15 protein-coding genes are annotated in these 20,215 nt (G+C 45.8%); 7 read left to right on the top strand and 8 right to left on the bottom strand.

The features are described from left to right. Positions 1-41 precede the first annotated feature (41 nt). From radC to VNM22_05800, 4 genes are all read right to left on the bottom strand, one after another. On the bottom strand, positions 42-740 hold the full coding sequence (gene radC, locus VNM22_05815; protein ID HWP46659.1) for a DNA repair protein RadC: 699 nt from the start codon (positions 738-740) through the stop codon (positions 42-44). 779 nt (positions 741-1,519) lie between these two features. Further along, complete coding sequence (locus VNM22_05810; GenBank protein ID HWP46658.1) at positions 1,520-1,843, bottom strand: FHA domain-containing protein; 324 nt, start codon at positions 1,841-1,843, stop codon at positions 1,520-1,522. After that, a complete protein-coding gene (locus VNM22_05805; GenBank protein HWP46657.1) occupies positions 1,840-5,328 on the bottom strand; it encodes an ATP-dependent Clp protease ATP-binding subunit in 3,489 nt (1,162 codons plus the stop codon). Before VNM22_05805 ends, VNM22_05810 begins: the two co-directional genes overlap by 4 nt. Positions 5,329-5,344: 16 nt before the next feature. Continuing rightward, on the bottom strand, positions 5,345-5,737 hold the full coding sequence (locus VNM22_05800; GenBank protein ID HWP46656.1) for a hypothetical protein: 393 nt from the start codon (positions 5,735-5,737) through the stop codon (positions 5,345-5,347). A 320-nt stretch (positions 5,738-6,057) separates the two neighbouring features. On the opposite strand from VNM22_05800, the gene VNM22_05795 reads away from it, so the two are divergent. From VNM22_05795 to VNM22_05765, 7 genes are all read left to right on the top strand, one after another. After that, positions 6,058-6,915 carry a DUF4292 domain-containing protein gene (locus VNM22_05795; GenBank protein HWP46655.1) on the top strand — a complete coding sequence of 286 codons (858 nt, stop codon included), beginning with the start codon at positions 6,058-6,060 and terminating at the stop codon, positions 6,913-6,915. A gap of 55 nt (positions 6,916-6,970) precedes the next feature. Next, on the top strand, positions 6,971-8,122 hold the full coding sequence (locus tag VNM22_05790) for an ABC transporter permease (GenBank protein HWP46654.1): 1,152 nt from the start codon (positions 6,971-6,973) through the stop codon (positions 8,120-8,122). A gap of 1 nt (position 8,123) precedes the next feature. Then, complete coding sequence (locus tag VNM22_05785; GenBank protein ID HWP46653.1) at positions 8,124-8,801, top strand: ABC transporter ATP-binding protein; 678 nt, start codon at positions 8,124-8,126, stop codon at positions 8,799-8,801. A 25-nt stretch (positions 8,802-8,826) separates the two neighbouring features. Further along, positions 8,827-9,525, top strand: coding sequence for an outer membrane lipoprotein carrier protein LolA (locus VNM22_05780; protein HWP46652.1), 699 nt, complete (start codon positions 8,827-8,829; stop codon positions 9,523-9,525). 136 nt (positions 9,526-9,661) lie between these two features. Then, positions 9,662-10,852, top strand: coding sequence for a trypsin-like peptidase domain-containing protein (locus tag VNM22_05775; GenBank protein HWP46651.1), 1,191 nt, complete (start codon positions 9,662-9,664; stop codon positions 10,850-10,852). A 222-nt stretch (positions 10,853-11,074) separates the two neighbouring features. After that, on the top strand, positions 11,075-12,640 hold the full coding sequence (locus tag VNM22_05770; protein ID HWP46650.1) for a long-chain-fatty-acid--CoA ligase: 1,566 nt from the start codon (positions 11,075-11,077) through the stop codon (positions 12,638-12,640). Between the two features lie 311 nt (positions 12,641-12,951). Beyond that, on the top strand, positions 12,952-14,175 hold the full coding sequence (locus tag VNM22_05765) for an extracellular solute-binding protein (protein ID HWP46649.1): 1,224 nt from the start codon (positions 12,952-12,954) through the stop codon (positions 14,173-14,175). 67 nt (positions 14,176-14,242) lie between these two features. Here VNM22_05765 and VNM22_05760 read toward each other — a convergent pair whose 3' ends face one another. The 4 genes from VNM22_05760 to ftsH all read right to left on the bottom strand — a co-directional run bounded on the left by VNM22_05760 (position 14,243) and on the right by ftsH (position 19,672). After that, the gene (locus tag VNM22_05760; protein ID HWP46648.1) at positions 14,243-15,406 is read right to left on the bottom strand and encodes an ABC transporter ATP-binding protein; all 1,164 of its coding nucleotides are present in this window, start codon (positions 15,404-15,406) and stop codon (positions 14,243-14,245) included. Between the two features lie 179 nt (positions 15,407-15,585). Continuing rightward, positions 15,586-16,506, bottom strand: a complete 921-nt coding sequence (locus tag VNM22_05755; protein HWP46647.1) for an ABC transporter permease subunit — start codon at positions 16,504-16,506, stop codon at positions 15,586-15,588. A 40-nt stretch (positions 16,507-16,546) separates the two neighbouring features. Continuing rightward, positions 16,547-17,392, bottom strand: a complete 846-nt coding sequence (locus tag VNM22_05750) for an ABC transporter permease (GenBank protein HWP46646.1) — start codon at positions 17,390-17,392, stop codon at positions 16,547-16,549. A gap of 477 nt (positions 17,393-17,869) precedes the next feature. Then, entirely contained in the window at positions 17,870-19,672 is a 1,803-nt protein-coding gene (gene ftsH / locus VNM22_05745) for an ATP-dependent zinc metalloprotease FtsH (protein ID HWP46645.1), read from the bottom strand. Positions 19,673-20,215: the final 543 nt, after the last annotated feature.

The following is a 20,215-nucleotide window of genomic DNA, read 5'->3' as shown; positions in this document are numbered from 1 at the left end:
AAAGACTGTCTTGCAGGTAACCCTAGAGAGGATGTTAGAATTTAGAAAAGCTTCATCTCCTTCAGGCTTGCGTAGTTTCCATCTCCAATGATGATATGATCCAGAACTTCAATTCCCATCAGTTTTCCGACTTCGGCCAATCGTCGGGTAATTTCGATGTCCTCTCCACTTGGAGAGGGGTCTCCGGAAGGATGATTGTGGAGAAGGATGAGGGCGCTGGCCATGTGGGTTACCGCTACATTAAAAACATCCCGAGGATGGACAATGGAAGCGTTTAAGGTCCCTCGAGAGATTACCACATCTTTAACCAGCTTATTCTTGGTATCCAGAATCGCTACAACGAACTCCTCTTTTTTGAGCAGGCTCATTCGATTTTTAAAATACTGAACCACATCCTGAGGTCTTTTGATGACAGGTTTGGGTTCCCCACCCGACAAGGCTACACGATTTCCCAGTTCAAAGGCGCTTTTGATCTGGCAGGCTTTGGCAGGACCTACGCCGGGAAGTTTACACAGTTCTTCAAAACTTGCCTTAGCCAATTCTTTCAGGCTTCCAAAATGATTCAGGAGTTGCGTAGCCAGTTCCAGCGCCGTGTAAGTCCTTCCACCTGCTTTATATCCGGTCGAAAGAATAATGGCCAGAAGTTCATGGTTGGAGAGGGCTTCAGGTCCGAAACTCGCCAGCCGCTCTCGAGGCCTTTCATCTTCAGGCATTTCTTTGATGGTAAAGCGATATTCCATAGGATACACTCCTATATGCATTTAATGGTCCGGATACTTTAAATCAATTCGGATCGAAGGAATTCATATGTGTTATTTCATAAATGAATTTTCCTGTCAAGTATTTCTCTCAGAAAGGTATCTGTATCCGTTTGGTAGGTAATGGATAATTTTTGCTAGCCCCCTCGTTCCCAGGCAGAACCTCAAGGCCGTTAAGTTAAGAACAAAGAGTAAGACTGAAGAACCTTTAGCTCCGTCAGGAACGTCCTGTTTACAGTCCAACAGATCCTGTCTAAAATTCCAAAGCTTCATCAGGGACAACCTTGTTTAGCAGGACACCCCCCCTCTTCACCCGCATGCGGGGGAATGTAAGGGGGCCTTGAACCCTTAACTTAATGTCATTAAGGCAGAGCCTGGGAACGAGAAGGAAATGAATCATTCCGCTACCTACTAAATGGAAACAGATACTCTGAGAAAGTAATTCTAACAATTCAACCGTTGATCAATCAGGATCCATATAAGGTTCAAGGTTGTCTCACGTTCTGGACCCTACTAGGAGCTTAACGCAGGTTAGCTTGCATGACAACTTGATCTAGTAAATAAGTTATTATATTTAGTAAAAAGGTACCCTATTGAAAGCAAAGAGGGAGGAGTTGTCCTGGTCCTTTCGATTCTATTTCAATGTCGACCTAGTATGAGCTCAATGCCCCTGGAATTGCTTCTACCAGTTATGCTGCGTCCCAATACGGAAATGGGATTATCCCTATCGATTTAATTTCCAGGAGTTTTGGGATAATTTTTTAGTCTTGTTTAATCTGACTTACCAGTAACCAGGTTCCACTGGCCTTCAAGATATCTCCTGTTTCTAGTTTAACTTTCCCTTCGATACGTTCAGGGTTTTCTCGATTCAGGCGATAGGTCCCGTGGCGTGCAGGAAGGCTCTCCAGCCACCAGTTTCCTTCTTCAAAAAAGAAGCGTGCCTGGGGATTACCCAGTTCTATATCCCAGGGGAAAACCAGAGGACCTTCCCCTTTCCCGCTCCAGAAAGTCTCGGTTTCCAGGGTAACTTTATATCCGTCCAGGGGTCCATTAAGCAATTCTAAAATAAGTTTAGTGCTCCTCACAGAATCTCTACAGGGATCGACCCTTTTTCAAAGGTCAATTGTGAACCGTCATAGTGAATGGTAACGGTGTTGTAGGCCTTAATTTTTCCATCCAGGATCAAATCGGTTAACGGTTCGACAATCAGCCTATCCATGGCGCGGGTTAGGGGTCTGGCCCCGTTTAAAGTATCATAGCCTTCTTCACAGACATACTGAACCGCTTCCGGTGTAATTTTGAGTTGAATCTCATGGTAATCCAGTAATCGCTTCTGGATCGACACGAATTGCAACTGGAAGATACGGATGACGTCCGGCAAGGTAAGAGGATTGAAGTGGATTATCCGATCAATGCGATTGAGGAACTCCGGTTTAAATTTGATACGGAGTGCTTTTTCGATCCCGGCCTGTTTTTCTTTGAGCCATTCCGGGCTCAATTTTTCCTTGGGGAGGAAACCCATAGATTGTTGGCGATATACCTCTGAACCGACATTGGAGGTCATAATAAAGATGGCTTCTCGACCACTCACCGTACGTCCCTTGGAGTCGGTCAGGCGGCCCTCTTCGAAGAGTTGTAAGAAGAGGTTATGAACCTCTTCGTGGGCCTTTTCCATTTCATCCAATAAAACGACGCTATGGGGACGCAACCGTAACGGGCCCGTGAGTTGACCCTCTTCCTCATAACCTACATAGCCGGGTGGGGCACCTATCAGTCTGGAGACCTGATGTTTTTCCATATATTCTGACATATCCAGGCGGATCATTGCTTCGCGGTTATGAAAGAGAAAACCGGCCAATGCCCGGGCTAATTCGGTTTTACCAACCCCGGTTGGTCCTACAAAAAGAAATACTCCAATAGGTCGAAGGGGATTCCCCAATCCGGCTCGTGCCCGTTTAATAACCTGAGCGACGGCCTGGATGGCTTCATCCTGTCCAATGACCTGGGCTTGAAGCGCCTCTGCAATACCTTTGATACGCTCCAGCTCGTCCCCCATTAACCGTTCCAGGGGAATTCCGGTCTTTCGCGCCAGCAGGTAACGAATTACATCTTCATTGACCTCGTTAAAGCGAGAGGGGGTTATTTCTTCCCGGTCTGCCCTCGCCAGATCAATCAATGAGGGAAGTTTGGTGTAAGCTCCGGCCTGTTCCAGAAGTTTAATCGCCTTGGCCGGTAGCCTCTCATCGGGTAAATAGCGAACTGAAAGCCGAACCGCAGCCTCTATCCCACTTTGGGTAATAGGGATCCCATAATGGTCTTCAAAGCCCTGTTGAAGACCTTTTAAGATCTTTATGGTATCTTCCATACTGGGTTCTTCTACCACGATGGTTTCGAAACGTCGGCTCAAGGCCGGGTCTTTTTCGATATACTTGCGGTATTCGGCTATGGTCGTTGCACCGATACAGGGAAATTCACCTCTGGCCAAAGCCGGTTTGAGTATATTGGCCAGGTTCGTGCTGCTATCCCCCCCACCACCCAAAACGGTATGAATTTCGTCGATAAAGATGATCACATCGGGTGCCGCTTTGACTTCTGCCAGGATCTGCTCAATCCGTTCTTCCAGTTCGCCCCGATATTTAGTACCTGCAATCAGGCCGTTGATCGAAAGCTCAACGATACGCTTACCGGACAATTCTGGTAATTCTGAACCTTGATAGACCCATTCGTAGGCTAATCCTTCGACAATGGCCGTCTTACCTACCCCCGGTTCCCCGATGAGTAAAGGATTGTTGTTCTCTCGCTGGATCAAAATACGTTTCAGGCGTCGTAGGATTCCGTCTACCCCGATAGCCGGGTGGAGTCTACCGGCCCGCGCTTCTGCAGTTAAGTCACGTCCATATCTATCCAGCAGGCCTTTATTTCGCAGGAGAGGTGGTAGAGGTAATTGTGAGGCACGGGCATTGGGTCCTGGCCCTTGTTTGGGCAATTCTATAGGAGATTTTACGATCTTACTGGGTACACGATCTCCATGGTTTGCAAGCTGTTTAACCCAGTTGAGAAATTCTTTCAAATCCTGACCGGATTCGGCTATCTGCCTCAACAACAGATTAACGGCCAGGCATTGGGTATGCTGTAAAGCTGCAGATAACAATTGAATATGCCCGGCTTTCCCATTTCCGGCCAACTGAACGGCCTCTTGTAAGACAGTCTTCATCCGCGGAGTAATCACAGGGAAGGGTTTATCCTCAGAATTAAAACCCCTCCTCATGATTGTAGGCCTGGCTTCTTTTAATTTAGGAAGAGCTTTTCTCCCCAAAGCGATCGCATTCATTTGACTCCAATCTTCACGGGTCGCAATGCCCACCACACCCCGCAGCACACCCCGGAAATGGCTTCGGCTTAGTCCTATTCCATGTAACAAATCACTCAGAGGTCTCCCATCTTGCCTGGAAAGGGCCATGAGTAAAAATTCAACTCCTAACCAGAAGTGACCGATACGGAGCGCTTCACCCAATGCCATCTCCAGGGCCTGGCGTCCTTCCTCGTTAAACTGGGCCAGTAGTTCACCCAGGAAAGGTTTGAAGGGAGTTTCATCGATCTCCAGTCCATCCTCCTCTGGCTCTGGTGGAACGGGTAATTCTAACTCATCCAGTTTGTTGGCAGGAGTACCTATCAACTGGAAAAGGGAAGAACGAGAGAGCGAAGCCGACCCCAAAAATTCTCCCGTCTCACAATCTCTATAGCGGAGGCCCTTCTCTTGCCTATCATACTCTAACATGTAAACATGACCGTGATAGATAACACATAAAGGATAAAGGGTTAATCCGGGTACCCCTTGTTCATCACACAGGTATAACCTTCCTTCCGGGATACTTAAATCCGTATACCATTCACTTTGTCGCCTCGCTACCCCCATATAATGGAACAGGATATGGCAATTCTGATCCTTGATTTGCCGGACTTCTTTAATATATCGTAGTGGATAACGGGTCAAAAAAGCTATTCGTTTTAATATTCCCTGCATGCCGGTCCGAAAGTATTCCACATGTTTTTCGCAAAACTTAGGGGTAAGGGGTTGAACTCTATGACCCCAGATTTTGTGATGGTATTGAACCATCAGGTCTAAAACCTGCTGTAGGGAAACATGTTTCTGGACTACTTTTTCCTTTTCCTTAAGGTATTTAGCCATGAAACGAAACCACACGAGTATTTCCTGAGTTCCAGGATCTCGATGGAGTAGTCGGGTCGTATATATTTTACATAGTTCAGATATCAGGGAAGGTTTATGAAGGGTATGGGTATAAAAACGTATGCAGGCTCGCAAAATATCGTTCCATGCTCCTGGGGTCGGGCGTAATAGTTTTTTTAACTGTTCCTGGATCCCTTCATCTACGATCTCATCCTGAAGATAATGACTTAAACTCACAGAAGCGAGATATTTTAAACTCGTTTCAAACAGGCTAACCAGGCATAGATACTCCTCCATGCTTTGGGTTGCATTGTTTACCCGACTGGCAGATACGGCCAGAGGGTAGGGATAGGTTTGGATAATTTCTTCAGGGAATCTCATCTTGGATTTCCTCCACTTACAATAGTACAAAGGTCGTGGTTAGCACATTGCTTCGAGCTCCTGCACGGTCTATAGCCTGAATGCTCACCGTAACCGTACCGGGGGAGAAGACATCCAGGCCTGGACTTCCGATATTTCTTACAAATCCGTTCAGGGCCAGGGTCCCAGTGGTAGAATAGGTAACCACCTGACCTATGAGAGAGCTGGAAGTAATCCCTTGTCGGAAAGTAAGAATAAGCTGACTCAGGTTAGCTTCCGGGTCTTTATAAGAGACCCTGGCTCCTGGAAAATAATAGATATTTTTATTCAAAAAAATATCCCGGTACAGACTGGGAAAAATGAAATCGCTTAATTCCGGAGGGGTATTGGTCGGTGTAATGGGACCAGGAGGTGGGACGGTACAACCCATGCAAACTCCTGTTAAAATGACCCCTAAGAGAAAAACTTTACCCCGCTGAGAAAAGCCCAGAAAGTATATACGATAAGCCGAAAAGCGATTTTTCGAACCGGGCCGCAAAACAACATAAGGAAGTATCTTAGAATTCATGGGATTCATTGTTAAGACTTTTTTAAAGATTGTCAATTGAAATAGCAAATCCCTTGACACAATCCATGGGACGATGTTAAAAATATACCAAATCGGTTTATGTAGGAAAAAGAGTTTTATCAAGAACTATGAAGCTGAGAAACCCTTTTCTTTGAAAAACGAATCTGCCCCATGATCTTAAAATGAAAAAATTCCAAAATATCGGGTTGTTTTATAGCTTTTTAATCTTTACCTGGATAGGAGTTTTGGGTTGTGCGAGTTCAAAAAATACCTCTCTGAAAGAAATCAAGACTTTTAAAGACTACCAGGAGGTTCCCCTCGATAAATTAATCTCGATCGTTAATACACAAGCTCGGTCTATTTATAATTTAAAATCGTCTATCTTTATAGATTTTAAAAGTGTAGGTGCAGAAAAAAAACAAAGTATTCAGGCCAAGCTGGCTGTTGAACGTCCGGATAAGGTTTTATTGATAAGCTTCAAAGAATTACTACCTACTTTTTTTACAATGGTTTCCGATGGAATCCAATTTTGGCTTTATATTCCATCTAAAAGAGAAGTCTTTGTAGGGAAGAATCACCCTCGGAGTTCAAATACCCAGCAGGAAAATCCTCTTTACAGATTACGTCCCTACCACCTGGTAGATGCCTTACTCCTTGAAGAAATAACTCCTGAGGAGACCTCCCACTTTATTTATATGGAAGTCGTACCGGGGGCTTACATTCTTAATATAGGGGATCGGGGGGAAGCAGGTTCTGGATATTATCTCCGGCGCCGTATATTTATTGAGCATAAAACTTTGAGGATTCGACGTTATCAATCTTTTAATGAAAAAAGTGCGTTGGTCGGTGATGTTACCTACGACAACTATGAAAAGGTCGAAAAAATCCAGTTCCCTTATCGGGTGACGATTCAAAGACCTTGGGAAGGCATTGAAGTAGCTTTAATCTTTCGGGAGGTTGAAATCAATACCGATTTGAATCCCAAGATGTTTACCTTCTCTTTACCTAAGGATCATAAGGTGGTCGAATTAGAGAATTAAAGGCAGCGGGTAGTGGGTAGAAAAAATAGGAAGAAACTACAAGATAAGATCTGTAATGACCATCGGTTGGTCTCATACTCCCTGCTCACCCCTTGCTGCCCGCCATGTTATGGCTAATCTACCTTTATCCAATATTTTACAGCGGAGGGTTCGCAGCCTGATTAGTATCCTCGCCGTTGCCCTGGGTATTACCATGTTGCTCATTTTGATCGGTATGGCGAAAGGCACGGTAAACGATACGGCCCGACGGATCGAGAATATTGGTGCAGATATTTTGGTTCAGCGCGCAGATTCTTCTGTGTTTTTGGGTTTAAAAAGTGGGGTCATTCCCATCAAGTTACAGGAGAAAATTCAGGCTGTTCCTGGGGTCAAGGCGGTGACTCCAGTTATAACCTGGACGGCATCGATCCAGGGAAGTATTAATCTCGTTTATGGGATACAACCTGAGAGTTTTAATCAGGTTGGAAACCATCTGGAAATTTTGAAAGGGCGCATGGTCCAACAAGGGGAAGAGATTGTGGTAGATAGTCGACTGGCAGAAGCTCATCATCTAGATGTGGGATCCACTTTAGATCTTTTGGGTACTTCCTATACTATAGTAGGAATCAGTAAGGCCGGTGTCGGAGCCAGAATTTTTATGCCTTTGGAAACCCTTCAAAAGGCTATGGATGAAGAAGGACGGGTTTCTTTATTTTTTGTGAAGGCAGAATCTCTAAGTCAAATCAAGCAGGTAGCCAATGAAATCGAACAGCAGGTAAAAGGTTTAAAAGCGTATATTTTGGAAACCTTTGTAGAAACCATGATGGAGAACATTGTGGGACTAAATGAGTTGCTCATGGGAATTACGTCTGCAACCCTGTTCATTAGTTTTTTAGTTATCCTTCTGGCCATGTATACAACGATTCTGGAACGCACCCGTGAAATAGGAATCTTGAAAGCAATGGGTGCCTCCAAGGGGTTTATCATGGGTAATATTATTCTGGAGTCTGTATTGCTCTGCGTGGCGGGCGTCCTGGTCGGTTATGGTTTAGCTTTTGCGGCGAAAAAGATTATTCAAACTTTTTATCCCCTTCTCAACATCGAAATTACGCTTTCCTGGATTTTAATCTCTGGGCTCGTAGGGACCTTGGGTGGTCTGTTGGGTTCTTTTTATCCTGCTTTCCGGGCCGTGAAATTAGACCCTATCGTAGCTCTCAGATATGAATAGTATGAAGACGATTTTAAAAGCCATCGACCTCAAGGTGGATTATCAGATAGGGAAGGTTATCGTTCCGGCTCTTCGGGGTATCCATATGGAAGTTCAGGAAGGGGAGTTTGTAGCCATTATGGGACCTTCAGGATGTGGTAAATCAACCCTCCTCCACGTATTGGGAGGCCTGCTGCATCCCACCTCTGGCCAGGTTATTCTGGATGACATGGATTTATCCCAGGCCAGGGATTGTGAGTTAACCAGAATCCGGCGAGAGAAAGTCGGTTTTGTTTTTCAACGATTCAATTTGCTTCCAACCCTGACAGCTTTTGGAAATGTTGAGATGGCTTTAAAAATAAACGGCATTCGTAACGGCATAAGCAAATCAGAAGTTTTGAATATGCTAAGCCTGGTCGGTTTGAAAAATAAATCGCATCATAGACCTATCGAACTTTCCATTGGGGAACAACAACGGGTCGCTATTGCCAGAGCCCTTATTAATAAACCCAGCCTGGTACTTGCAGATGAACCTACCGGCAACCTGGACTCCGGTAACTCTGCTGCAATTCTTAAGTTGTTCATGGATTTGAATAAACAACTCGGTCAAACCATTGTCTTAATTACCCATGATCGAGAAGTCGCGTCCAAGGCCCATCGTATTATTAAAATGCGGGATGGGCAAATTATCAATGACTAAAGTAAAATGGAGGATAGAGAACTTGATGATTATTATCCTTTTTTTAATTTTGTTTACGGTGAGTCCTGCCTTTGCCCAGATCTCTGGGAAGTCAAAAGAGCCGGATGCTGACGATAAAGCAGCTCTGCTCTCCTATGTTCTGGATCAGATGGAACAGGCCGGTAAAAATCTTACCGATTTTAAAGCAGATTTTTGGCAGGTTAAGGTTTTTACCCAATTTGACGATAAGGTCGAGTCCAGCGGAAAAGTGACCTACAAAAAAGGCGGGAAAATGCTCTGGGAGTTTGAAAAACCCAGTTCCGACAAGCTGACTATCAATAAAGGCATTGCCTGGTTATACTCACCTAAAATTAAACAAGTTCAAAAGGTTAATCTCAAAGATAAAGCCCAGACGGAATCTCTTCTTCTAGGATTTGGTTCTACGACCGCCGAAATCCGAGACTCCTATGAGGTAAATTTAATCGGGGCTGATAAGGTGAATCAAAAAGACGTGTACGTCCTGGAACTGATCCCTAAGAATAAGGACCTCTCATCTTACTTTTCCAAGATGACCCTCTGGATTGATAAGGACCTCTGGCTTCCAATTAAGACTCAGCTTTTAGAGAACAATGAAGATACGACCACCATTGAATTCCATTCTATCCAGCTCAATACCCACGTAGCAGATAGTGTATTTGACTTTAAAGTTCCTAAAGAGGCAGAAGTGATAGATTATTCTAAATAATCTAGGATTTAAAGAATTCAACCACAAAGACACAAAGGCATTTTGGACCACGATAGATAGAAAAAAATAAAGGGGGAGGGCGATGAAAAGACCGGGGTTTTGTCGTAATCCAAAGTCCCTTTGTGGTTAAATTCTTATGTACCGTTATATTATTGTCTCTCTGTTAAGCGGCCTCATAAGTGGTATCCTGGTCTTTGTGGGTGTGACCTATTATGAGAATTTAAAGTCCGGTCAAATAACAAAACTCTTACCGACGGCTTCAGAAATTACGAGGGAAGTTCCTCTGGAAGAGTCCAGGGTTTCCGAAGTAAATAGTTCTTTTCCCGATGAAGATCTGAGTGAAAAGACCGTGATTAAAGTATATGAGCGGGTTTCTCCCTCTGTGGTTAATATTGCAGCAACCACTCTAGAACTGAACTTTTGGATGGATATCGTACCTCGAGAAGGTCAGGGATCTGGATTTATTATCGATAACAAGGGGCATATCCTGACCAACAACCATGTAATCGAAGATGCCAGGATTTTAGAGGTAACCCTGGCGAATGGTAAAAAGGTTCCTGCCAAACTGGTAGGTCGGGATCCAGGAACCGATTTGGCGGTGATTCAAATCCCCCCCAGTCCCGAACTACGTCCTGTGACTTTAGGAGATTCCCGTAAACTTCGTGTCGGCCAAAGGGCCATTGCTATTGGAAATCCTTTTGGATTTAACCAAACGGTTACCTCCGGTGTGATCAGCGCCCTGAACCGACAACTCCGAATCAGTGAAAATGCAGAAGTCCGTCAGGTGATCCAGACCGATGCCTCCATTAATCCTGGGAACAGCGGTGGCCCTCTAATCAACTCCAGGGGAGAGGTCATCGGTATCAATACCGCCATTTATTCCAGATCCGGAGGGTCCCAGGGTATTGGTTTTGCCATTCCCATTCATACGGCTAAAGAAATTGCAGACCAGCTTATAACCCAGGGAAGGGTTATAAGACCCTGGTTGGGAGTGGCCAGTGGCCTGACTATTATTCCCGAAATTGCAGAAATTTTGAAGTTACCCGTTCAGGAAGGTTTTATGGTTGCTCAGATTTATCGGGGGAGTCCTGCCGATAAAGCCGGTATCCAGGGGGGAAATAAAGCTTACTTACTGGGGAGTCGTAAAATTATGGTGGGGGGCGATATTATTACCGAAATTGCCGGCGAGAAAATAATAAACTCCGATGATATTACTCAAATCATCCGCCAGCAACGGGTTGGTGAGATAATTTCTGTGGGCATCATCCGGGGCGGGAAGTCTCTGACCCTCAATGTCAAATTAGAGGCCAGTCCAGAGGGGAGCTAAACCGTCCTCTGTAAGTTAAGCATAAGTGAAGACCCTTCCAAGGTACTGATGCCCGGCAGGTTATTCCCGGGGTTTTATCCCAGACCCATCGCTGATTCGTCCGATACCGGGTTGGGGGCCTCCAATTTACGAAAATCATTTCTTTAAATTTTTCTTTTACCCCTCATCCTGAATCCGTGGTTCAAAATCAAGAATTACGGATCGTAGACCAGGGGTTAAAACATGCTTCTCGGAGATATCCTGCGTAAGAATGCTAAATCGGAGATGTACGGAAACAAGGTGGCTCTGATTTTTCGTGGAGAAAGTTGGACTTATCAGGAGCTGAATCGCCAGGTAAACCGTCTATCGCGAGTTCTCCTTCAATCAGGGGTTCAGAAAGGGGACCGGGTAGCAGTTCTGGGAAGGAATTCAGCCCGATATGTGATGATCTATTTTGCCCTGGCAAAAATCGGGGCGATCATGGTGCCGGTTAACTTCTGGTACAAAGGAAGTGAAATTCAATATACCCTGACTCAGTCAGGGAGTTCGGTTTTTATTGTTCATAGGAATTTCTCTGAAACAGTCCTTCCTATCCTTCCTGACCTGCAAAGCGTCCGGCAGGTTTTTTACTATCAAGACCCGGAAACTCAGAAATCTGATGGAAATCCCCCTATGGGACCCTATTTGGAAGAACTTATGGAGTTACAATCAGATGAGGAACCCCTTGTGAAAGTCAATGAAAACGATCCGCATATTATTCTCTATACCAGTGGAACTACAGGATTTCCAAAAGGGGCTGTACTTTCCCATAAAAACCATTATCTCCACGCCCTGGCCTGGGCCCTTAAGACCGGAAACGTAGAGGAAGATCGAGGGTTGGTTCTCTATCCCTTGTTCCATACCGGGGGTCCGGATTGTATTCTATTACCCCATTTTATGGTAGGAGCTACCGTTATTATCCTGGACCGACCGGATCCCGAGGATATTCTGGAGATGGTCCAGAAATACCGGGTCACCAATATTTTTTGTGTTCCTACCGTCTGGCGGAGGTTGCTTGCAGTACCAAACTTGCAGAACTATGATTTGAGTTCCGTTAAACGCTGCCTGGGATCTTCTGATACTTTTCCTCCCGATCTCCTGAATGGAATCCTACAACATTTTCATGCAGACGTCTATGTAACCTATGGCCTGACCGAAGCGGGTTGTATTCTGACTTTCTGCCGGCTAACCCGGCAAAACCAGGCTAAGATCAACTCGGTGGGAAAGCCACATCCTCTGGTGGAAGTCCGTATCGTAAACAAGGAAGGAAAGGATGTAGCCGTGGGAGAAGTAGGAGAAATTATCGCCAGGGGTCCTACCATTATGCAAGGGTATTGGAACATGCCGGAAAAAACGGCTGAAACCCTCCGGGAAGGTTGGCTTTATAGCGGTGACCTGGGGCGATACGACGAGGAGGGATTTATCTATATTGTCGGGCGGTCAAAGGATATGATTATCAGTGGGGGAGAAAAGATTTATCCGGTCGAGATAGAAAAACTGCTACGACAACACGATAAAATCAAAGACGTAGCGGTAATCGGAATACCGGATAGGGAATGGGGTGAATCGGTCCTGGCCGTTGTAGTTCCTCAAGAAGGGGCTATGTTGACCAAAGAAGAGGTCATTGACTATGTAAGAACCCGTTTAGCCGGTTACAAAAAACCCAAATATGTAGAATTTGTTGAGACCTTACCGGTAACAACGGCTACAGGGAAGGTCCAAAAGGCTGTATTAAGGGAACGGTATAAATATCTGGCAGAGAAAGGTTAATGCGACGGCCTTTTACCTTCCCGCTTTCTCTTCCACTATCGGATACTCGAATCTTTATCATAACCGAATCACTTGAAACTTGCAGGGTCCGATCTTTTATACAGGTTATCTGAAAAATGTGGAAATCCAGCCCCATCTCTATCCCCCCCTTCCCCCGCTTGTGGGGGAAAGGAGGCGGGGAGGAAGGTACGAAGATTTCCCAATACCCAGAGAGATTAAATGATAACGATTAGCCAAAGAGACTGTCTTCATCGAACCGGACTCCGTTCTGGTTATCGATAAAAACGGGTCTCGGTAAAGGAGGTCCTGCTATGTTAGAGTCTACACGCCATACTATCCGACTGAAACGCGTTTTTTCCTCCAGGGTCATCTGGATCTTTTTCTTGATGGGGGCCTTTTCAGTCTTCTCTTCACAGGTTCAGGGAGCCGAAGATCAGATTAGAGTTCCCATTCTGGATAAAACCCTGACCCGGGCGGAGCTCATTGAGCAAATAAAAAAAGAAGGGGAGGTAATTGTCGGGAATTGGACCTATACGGCCAATGACACGTTGGTGGATAAATTTAAAGAATATGTCAAGAAAGAATATGGGGTTGAGGTAGAGATCAAGTATCTGGGTACACAAGAACCGGGGACTTACCTGACGAACTTATATACTGCACAAAAGGCCGGAAATCCGGCTCCCTATGATGTACTGGCCATCGAGGAAAATTATTACCATGAAGCCTTGAGCCACGACGTGGTGCAGCCTTTTTTACCCTCTGATCTGGTTCCCAACCTGAAGAATGTCTTACCTTCATTCGTTTATGCACCCAATGCCGTGGCGTTTCAAGCAACTGCCTCCCCAGGTATCGTTTACAACAAAGACAAGGCAGGGTTTCTCAAGGACTGGAAAGATCTGGCAGATCCAAGGTTAAAGGGGAAGCTGACATTAGCCAAGCCGGGAGATATCACTGCGGCGGGTTTTCTAATCGGGCTCTGCTGGTCTCTGGGTGGGGATTATAAAAAGGATGAAGATATGAAAAAAGCTATTGACTTTGCGGTGGATAAAATCGGTCCTAATGTGGTGAAATACACTACTTCCAGCTCCGAGATGCAACAACTCCTACGGTCCGAAGCGGTCCATGCCGTTATGTTTTGGAACTCCCTGGCTCGCCTTGAATTTTTAGAGGGTTATGAATCCACAGCTTTTCTGAACGCGGAATCGGGACAGGCCATGGCTAATGGATTTGCCTGGATTCCCAAAAACGCCCCACACCCGGTGCTGGCTCAGATTTTTATCAACTTTGAACTGAGCGATGAACGGCAAGTTCCTCCTGATAGCTGGAAACTGGAGAAAGGTCCCTGGGCAGAATTTCACGAGGGGCTTTTAGGCCCTCACTATGAAGGACTTTTGCCGGACTGGATTAAACCCTCCTATTCTTCCATGTACCCTTCTCTGGAGATCGTGCAAAAGCAGTATAAGCCGGTGGATTGGAATTTTGTGGGTACCCATATGGATAGCTGGATGAAGTATTATGAACAAAGACTCCAATAATTTATCCACAAAGGGCTCTGAGCGTAGGGAAACTCTTATACGTCTACTTTTCGGAGCCCTTTGCGGCTTATTCCTTCTCCCGTATCAGGGTTAGATCGCTGAAACCGATATAAACGTTGAGTCCTTCTTTGCCGAAGAAGCTCAACCGCTTTTTTCCGCTTACTTCGGCTTGCAGGATACGATCGGCTACCTCTACATAGACACGGAGAGTGGAACCTTCGAAAATTACCTGTTGAATTCGGCCCCGGAAACAATTTAGATAGGCTTCATTTTCGGGATGATCGAGGATCTCTATCTCTTCCGGACGCAAGTAGGCCAAAACCCGATGGGGTGTAGAGTCCTGCGTTGCTCTAGGGTAGTAACCTTCTGACATCCTCACTTTAAGGAGCAGGCCTTCGCAATCAAGGACCCCCAAGCCGCTCTCCGGTTCCCATTCTGTTAAAATTCCCCGGAAGCAATTATGGGAGCCTATGAAGTTGGCTACAACGGGTGTTTGGGGCCTCAGGTAAATGTCCAGTTGGGTTCCGATCTGCTGAATTCGGCCGCGATCCATGACGACAATCCGATCGGAGATAGCAAAAGCCTCGGATTGATCATGGGTCACATAAATGGCCGTCTTTCGGGTTCTCCGCTGCAGCTCTTTGATTTGAAACTTCAGGGTATTCCGTAGATTGAAATCCAGGGAACTCAAGGGTTCGTCGAAAAGTAGCACCGTGGGATCTCCCACGAGAACCCGAGCCAATGAGATCCGCTGTTGTTGACCACCACTCAGTTGATGCGGCTTACGCTTCTCAAATCCCACCATCTCCACCAGATGGAGGACTTCCTGGATCCTCTTTTTGATTTCTTGCTTGGGAAATCCCCTCGCTTTCAACCCGAACGCAAGGTTCTCTTGCACGGTCATATGGGGGAATAAAGCGTGACTTTGAAAAACAAATCCAACATTTCGCCGATTGACCGGTACGGCATTCATCAGTTCGTCATCAAAATAGATTTCCCCTTCGCTAGGCTCCACAAGTCCCGCAATCATCCGGAGAGTGGTTGTTTTCCCACACCCACTCGGACCTAGAAGGGTTATAAATTCCCCGTTTTCAACGGTCAGGTTAACTCGATCCACAGCTACAATTTCTCCATATCTTTTGGTGACATTAACCAACCTGACAGAAGCCATTCCTGATCCTTTGCGTCGCGTAAATCCTGCCGTAGTTAGAAGAACTGCCCCGGTCGGCACGAAATGCTAATTTGCTTTATTTCGTCAATTACCAAAATACCATCTCGTATTACAACTCCTGCAGGATTTACAGCGCCTGATATTTAGTCTTGCATAGAAATACACCGCCTCTTTTTCCTTTGTCTAATAGCCCATTATGTAAGATAGGAACCGTCACCGGGATTACCCTCTGAGAAATATTAAAAGAACCTTCCCTTTAAAAAGCGAGATCCAAACAATTTAAAGTAGACCATCAAAGCCAGAAAAGAAATGATCTGCAAGGTGGCGGCCAGGGCTGCGGTGGTGTTCTGGTACCCAAACCAGAGGATCTGGTTATAGACTTTTAAAGGTGCCGTGATATAATCCGGACCTGCGATAAATAAGGTAACTAGAAATTCGTTCCAGACAATGACGAAATTCAAAATAATCCCGGCACTAATGCCGGGGCCTATCAGAGGGAGTGTGACTTTAAAGAAGGTATAGAGCGGACTGGCACCCAGGCATAGGGCAGCCTCTTCGTAAACCTTATCCAGGTCCTTTAGAGCGACCATAACCGGCATAAGCATGAGCGGAAAAGTTCCCACCATCATACCAAAACAGAGGCCCCAGAAAGAGTTATAGAGGCCATAAGTAAAGTGATAGATGAGCAGCAGACCGATCCCCAGAATAATAGCCGGTGAGTAAAGGGGTACATTCAGTAGCGTGAGAACGAATTTCTTTCCTTTGAACTCACAACGTACCAGGGCATAAGCGGCTGGAATGACGATGAGGAAATTAAAAAGAAGGGTTACAAGGCTAACCCTTGAGCTGAGTAGAAGGGAATCGAGAAAACTCCCAAAGACATATTGATAATTTGCCAGGGTTAATTTTGGAGATTTACCCCGTGTCAAGAGAGAATACCAGAGGGTGACTCCAAAGGGCATGACAGAGATCAAGAGACAAAATAGGACATAAAGATAGGCCAGTTCATTAAGAAAGAAGGTCTGGATCTTTGGAAGATAAGGACCAGGTAGGGGAGTATGGGTGGGGGGAGGTGTGGAAACGTAAAAGATTTCTCCCTTTCCCTCCCTCTCCTTTTCGCTTTTTATCTGCGGATCTAAAGGGATCCCCGAAAGGCTCATACACCTGCTCCTTTAAAACCCGAGATTACAACAGACGGATTCATGTCAAGGCTCCTTTGGAAAATCTCAGGGAGAGATAAGTTACCGAAAAGGAAAGGGCCATGACAACCATGCCCAGTGCTGCAGAGAGTCCATAATTGGACATGACCAGAGCCTGTTGATACATCTTAATAGAGACCACCTGCTGTTCGGCCTGGCTGCCCAGGAATAGAGGTATTTCATAGGCTCCCAGGTTCCAACCGAAGCACATTAAAAACCCGGCTACCATACCAGACCATGTCAAGGGAAGGGTAATTCTGCAAAAAATTCTGAACCGGCTGGCCCCCAAGCATAAAGCAGCTTCTTTTAAGATAGGATCGATGTTCTGAAGGGCTGTCATAATATTTGCAACCATGAACGGAAAAGTTAAAATAGCCATGCCAAGAATAACAGAACTCTCTGAGTAGAGGAGGGATAACACATTAATCCCTAGCCTTTCTAAAAGGGGTGAAAGAACCCCTTTAGGTAAAAACAAATAGTATAAACCAAAGGCCAGATACAGCCCTCCAAAGAGGGGAAAGATTATCAAGGCCCGGGCCAGGTCTTTATAGGGAAAGCGGCTCTGGAGGAAGTAGGCAAAGGGATAACCTAAGAGGAGATCAACTATGGCAGAAGCCAAGGCCAGGAACACAGTAGTTCGGATGACCCCTCGATAGCGACTGAACAGTTCCCTGTAATTATCCAGGGTAAATTTTTGCTCAAAGAAAAAGCTGGACCCCTCTGTGAAACTCATCATGACCAGGTAAAATAGAGGAAGTATCAGGAATAGAACGGTCAGGGTTACCGCTGGAAGTAAGAGGATAAAGGGAACGAATCTTTGTTTTATGCGTTGGGTGCCGGATTTCATAACCACCAGGTAAATTTCACCGACTTGACCCTGTTTACCCTTAACAGGACCAGGCCGGTCGTGATCACCTGTCCAGAGGACCGTAGACCTCCCTTTGAGGGTTCGAAGCAGGGGTTTTGACTATATCGCTCATGGAACCCTATCCCTCGCTGAATTGTTTAAAGGCAGATTCAATAAGAGGACTTAGTTTTATTCTGATTGTATATCTCATTTGGGATAGGGTTGTCAACAGGTAAAACGATCATCTTCCTGTTTAGGCCCAGGACAGTACTATTCCTGTTCTTCTTCCTGGTTTTGCATTTTGGAGGAGGAAAGAGAGGAGGTTAAAGGGTCCGGCGTCAGGTTAAAAGAGTTAAGAACTGAATACCTATAACTTAGGAGGCAGGGCCCCGGAGTGAGGAAATCCAAAGCCTTTCATCTTTATCCTGACGCCTACGGATAGAGGGGAGTGTTTATCCTGGTTTTCTTTTCTTCTCTTTAGGCTAATAAGGCCTTGAGTTCCTCCCCTTCCAGAGTTTCCTTTTCCAGAAGTGCATTGGCCAGAGTCTCCAATTTTTCGTATTTTCTCTGGAGGATATCCCGGACCCGTTGATAAGTTTCGTCCACGATCCGTTTAACTTCCCGGTCGATTTCATCGGCTACCCGATCTCCATATTCACGCCCATAGCCGAGTCCGCTCACCCCCAGATACGGAGACCTTCGGTCTTTCTCGAAGGTCAGAAGACCCAGGTTTTCGCTCATGCCGTATTCCATGACCATGCTTCGAGCAATATCGGTAGATTTTTGAAGGTCGTTTTGGGCTCCAGTCGAGATTTCCCGAAATACCAATTCCTCAGCGGCACGCCCTCCCAGGAGGACCGCCATTCTGTCTAAAAGTTCCGACTTGGTCATCAGGTACCGATCCTCCGTAGGCAGTTGTAAGGTCCAACCCAGGGCTGCGATCCCCCGAGAGACAATGGAGATTTTATGAACCGGATCTGCATGGGCGACGGAAGCGGCCACTAAGGCATGACCCGCTTCATGATAAGCGACGATCTTTCTTTCCTGATCACCTAAAACCCGTTGCTTTTTTTCCAGACCTCCAATAGCCCGATCAATGGCTTCTTCAAAATCCTTCATTTCGACGGCATCTTTATCCTTTCGGGCGGCTAACAGAGCTGCTTCGTTGACAATATTGGCCAGGTCGGCTCCGACAAATCCCGGGGTTCTGGCTGCAATAATGCTGAGATCTACGTCTTTAGCAAGTTTGACATTTCTTGCATGGATCTTTAAGATGGCTTCCCGTTCCTTACGATCCGGTTTATCTACCACAACATGACGATCAAATCGCCCGGGTCGCAACAAAGCAGGGTCTAAAATTTCCGGACGGTTGGTGGCGGCCATGATAATAACACCCTTTCGGGAGTCGAATCCGTCCATTTCTACAAGGAGTTGATTGAGAGTTTGTTCCCGCTCTTCGTGGCCCCCGCCAATGGGAGAAATCCCCCTGGCTTTACCCAAGGCATCCAGCTCATCGATAAAAACAATACAGGGAGCTTTCTCCTGGGCCTGTGCAAAAAGATCCCGAACCCGTGCGGCCCCTACACCTACAAACATCTCTACAAAATCCGATCCGCTAATATTAAAGAAAGGAACACTGGCTTCCCCGGCTACAGCCTTGGCTAATAAGGTTTTTCCGGTACCAGGAGGACCTACCAGTAAGACTCCTTTCGGGATTCTCCCTCCCAGCCTCTGGAATTTCTCCGGATTTTTCAAAAACTCTACAATTTCTTTGAGTTCTTCCTTGGCCTCATGTAATCCGGCTACATCATTGAAGGTAATTCCGGTCTTATTTTCACTCTGAATCTTGGCCCGGCTTTTTCCAAAGGAAAGAATTCCGGTCCCTGCGTTTCCCATCCTCCTGAAAAAATAACCCCAGATGGCTATTAAAATGACTAAGGGAACAACCCAAGATAAAATATCTCGGATCCAGGGATTTTCATATTGACCCGAATATTGGACCCCGGCTTTTTCCAGATCTTCTATCAGTTTAGGATCTTCGACTTTAACTGCAACATACATCTTCCCCTGGTTCTGTGTCCTTGCATCTTCCTTGGAAATCCCTCGTATAAAATCCGAACCGATTACTACGGATTTAAGTTTTCCCTCTCGTATAAGGCTCTTAAAGTCACTATAGGATATCTGCTGAACGTTGGGTGTCAGCAGGTGATATTCAAAGAAAAATAAAAAAATAAGAGCTCCCAGAATATACCAGAGGGAAGATTTGGCTTTCATGTTCATAGTAAAAAACCTCCTACCACTTAATGTAAAACCTGGAAGCCTCTCTGTCAAATACCCGATGAAGAATTGTATCTGTATCAACATAGTAAGTAGAAGAAGAAATACTCCCCTTACCCTTTTCAAGGGTATCTTTTTAATTAACCTGACCCCCTTCCCACGTCGGGCAGGGGAAATGTGGGTTTTATTTCCCTGAATCCCTACAGAAGCTTATAGCCGTACCTGATCCAGTGAATAGTGACTTTGGAAAACTGCTTTCACTCCCCAACTCCCTTCTCCCGCAGCGTGGGAGAGGGGTCCGGGGTGAGGACTACTTAAAAGTTAAGCCAAAACTAAATAAACCAGGTAGGAGTTTTTGATAACTGCCGGTAACTGGGGAAAAAGATCCCCCAGCCAGGGCCAATTCCATTTCCGGTCAGAAGTGCCCTATGTTGTTACGGACCCTTCCAAATTTTGTCCCTGACCCCTAACCCCCTTCGCACCACCCCAAGGGACCCCCACCGTTAAATTTTAGAGAAACTCTCCCCATTTTTAACTTCCTACCCC

The organism is Candidatus Limnocylindrales bacterium (assembly GCA_035559535.1).
GTDB lineage: Bacteria > Moduliflexota > Moduliflexia > Moduliflexales > JAUQPW01 > JAUQPW01.
Note: the sequence above shows the minus strand (reverse complement) of the source record. Positions and strands in the feature narration are given on the sequence as shown.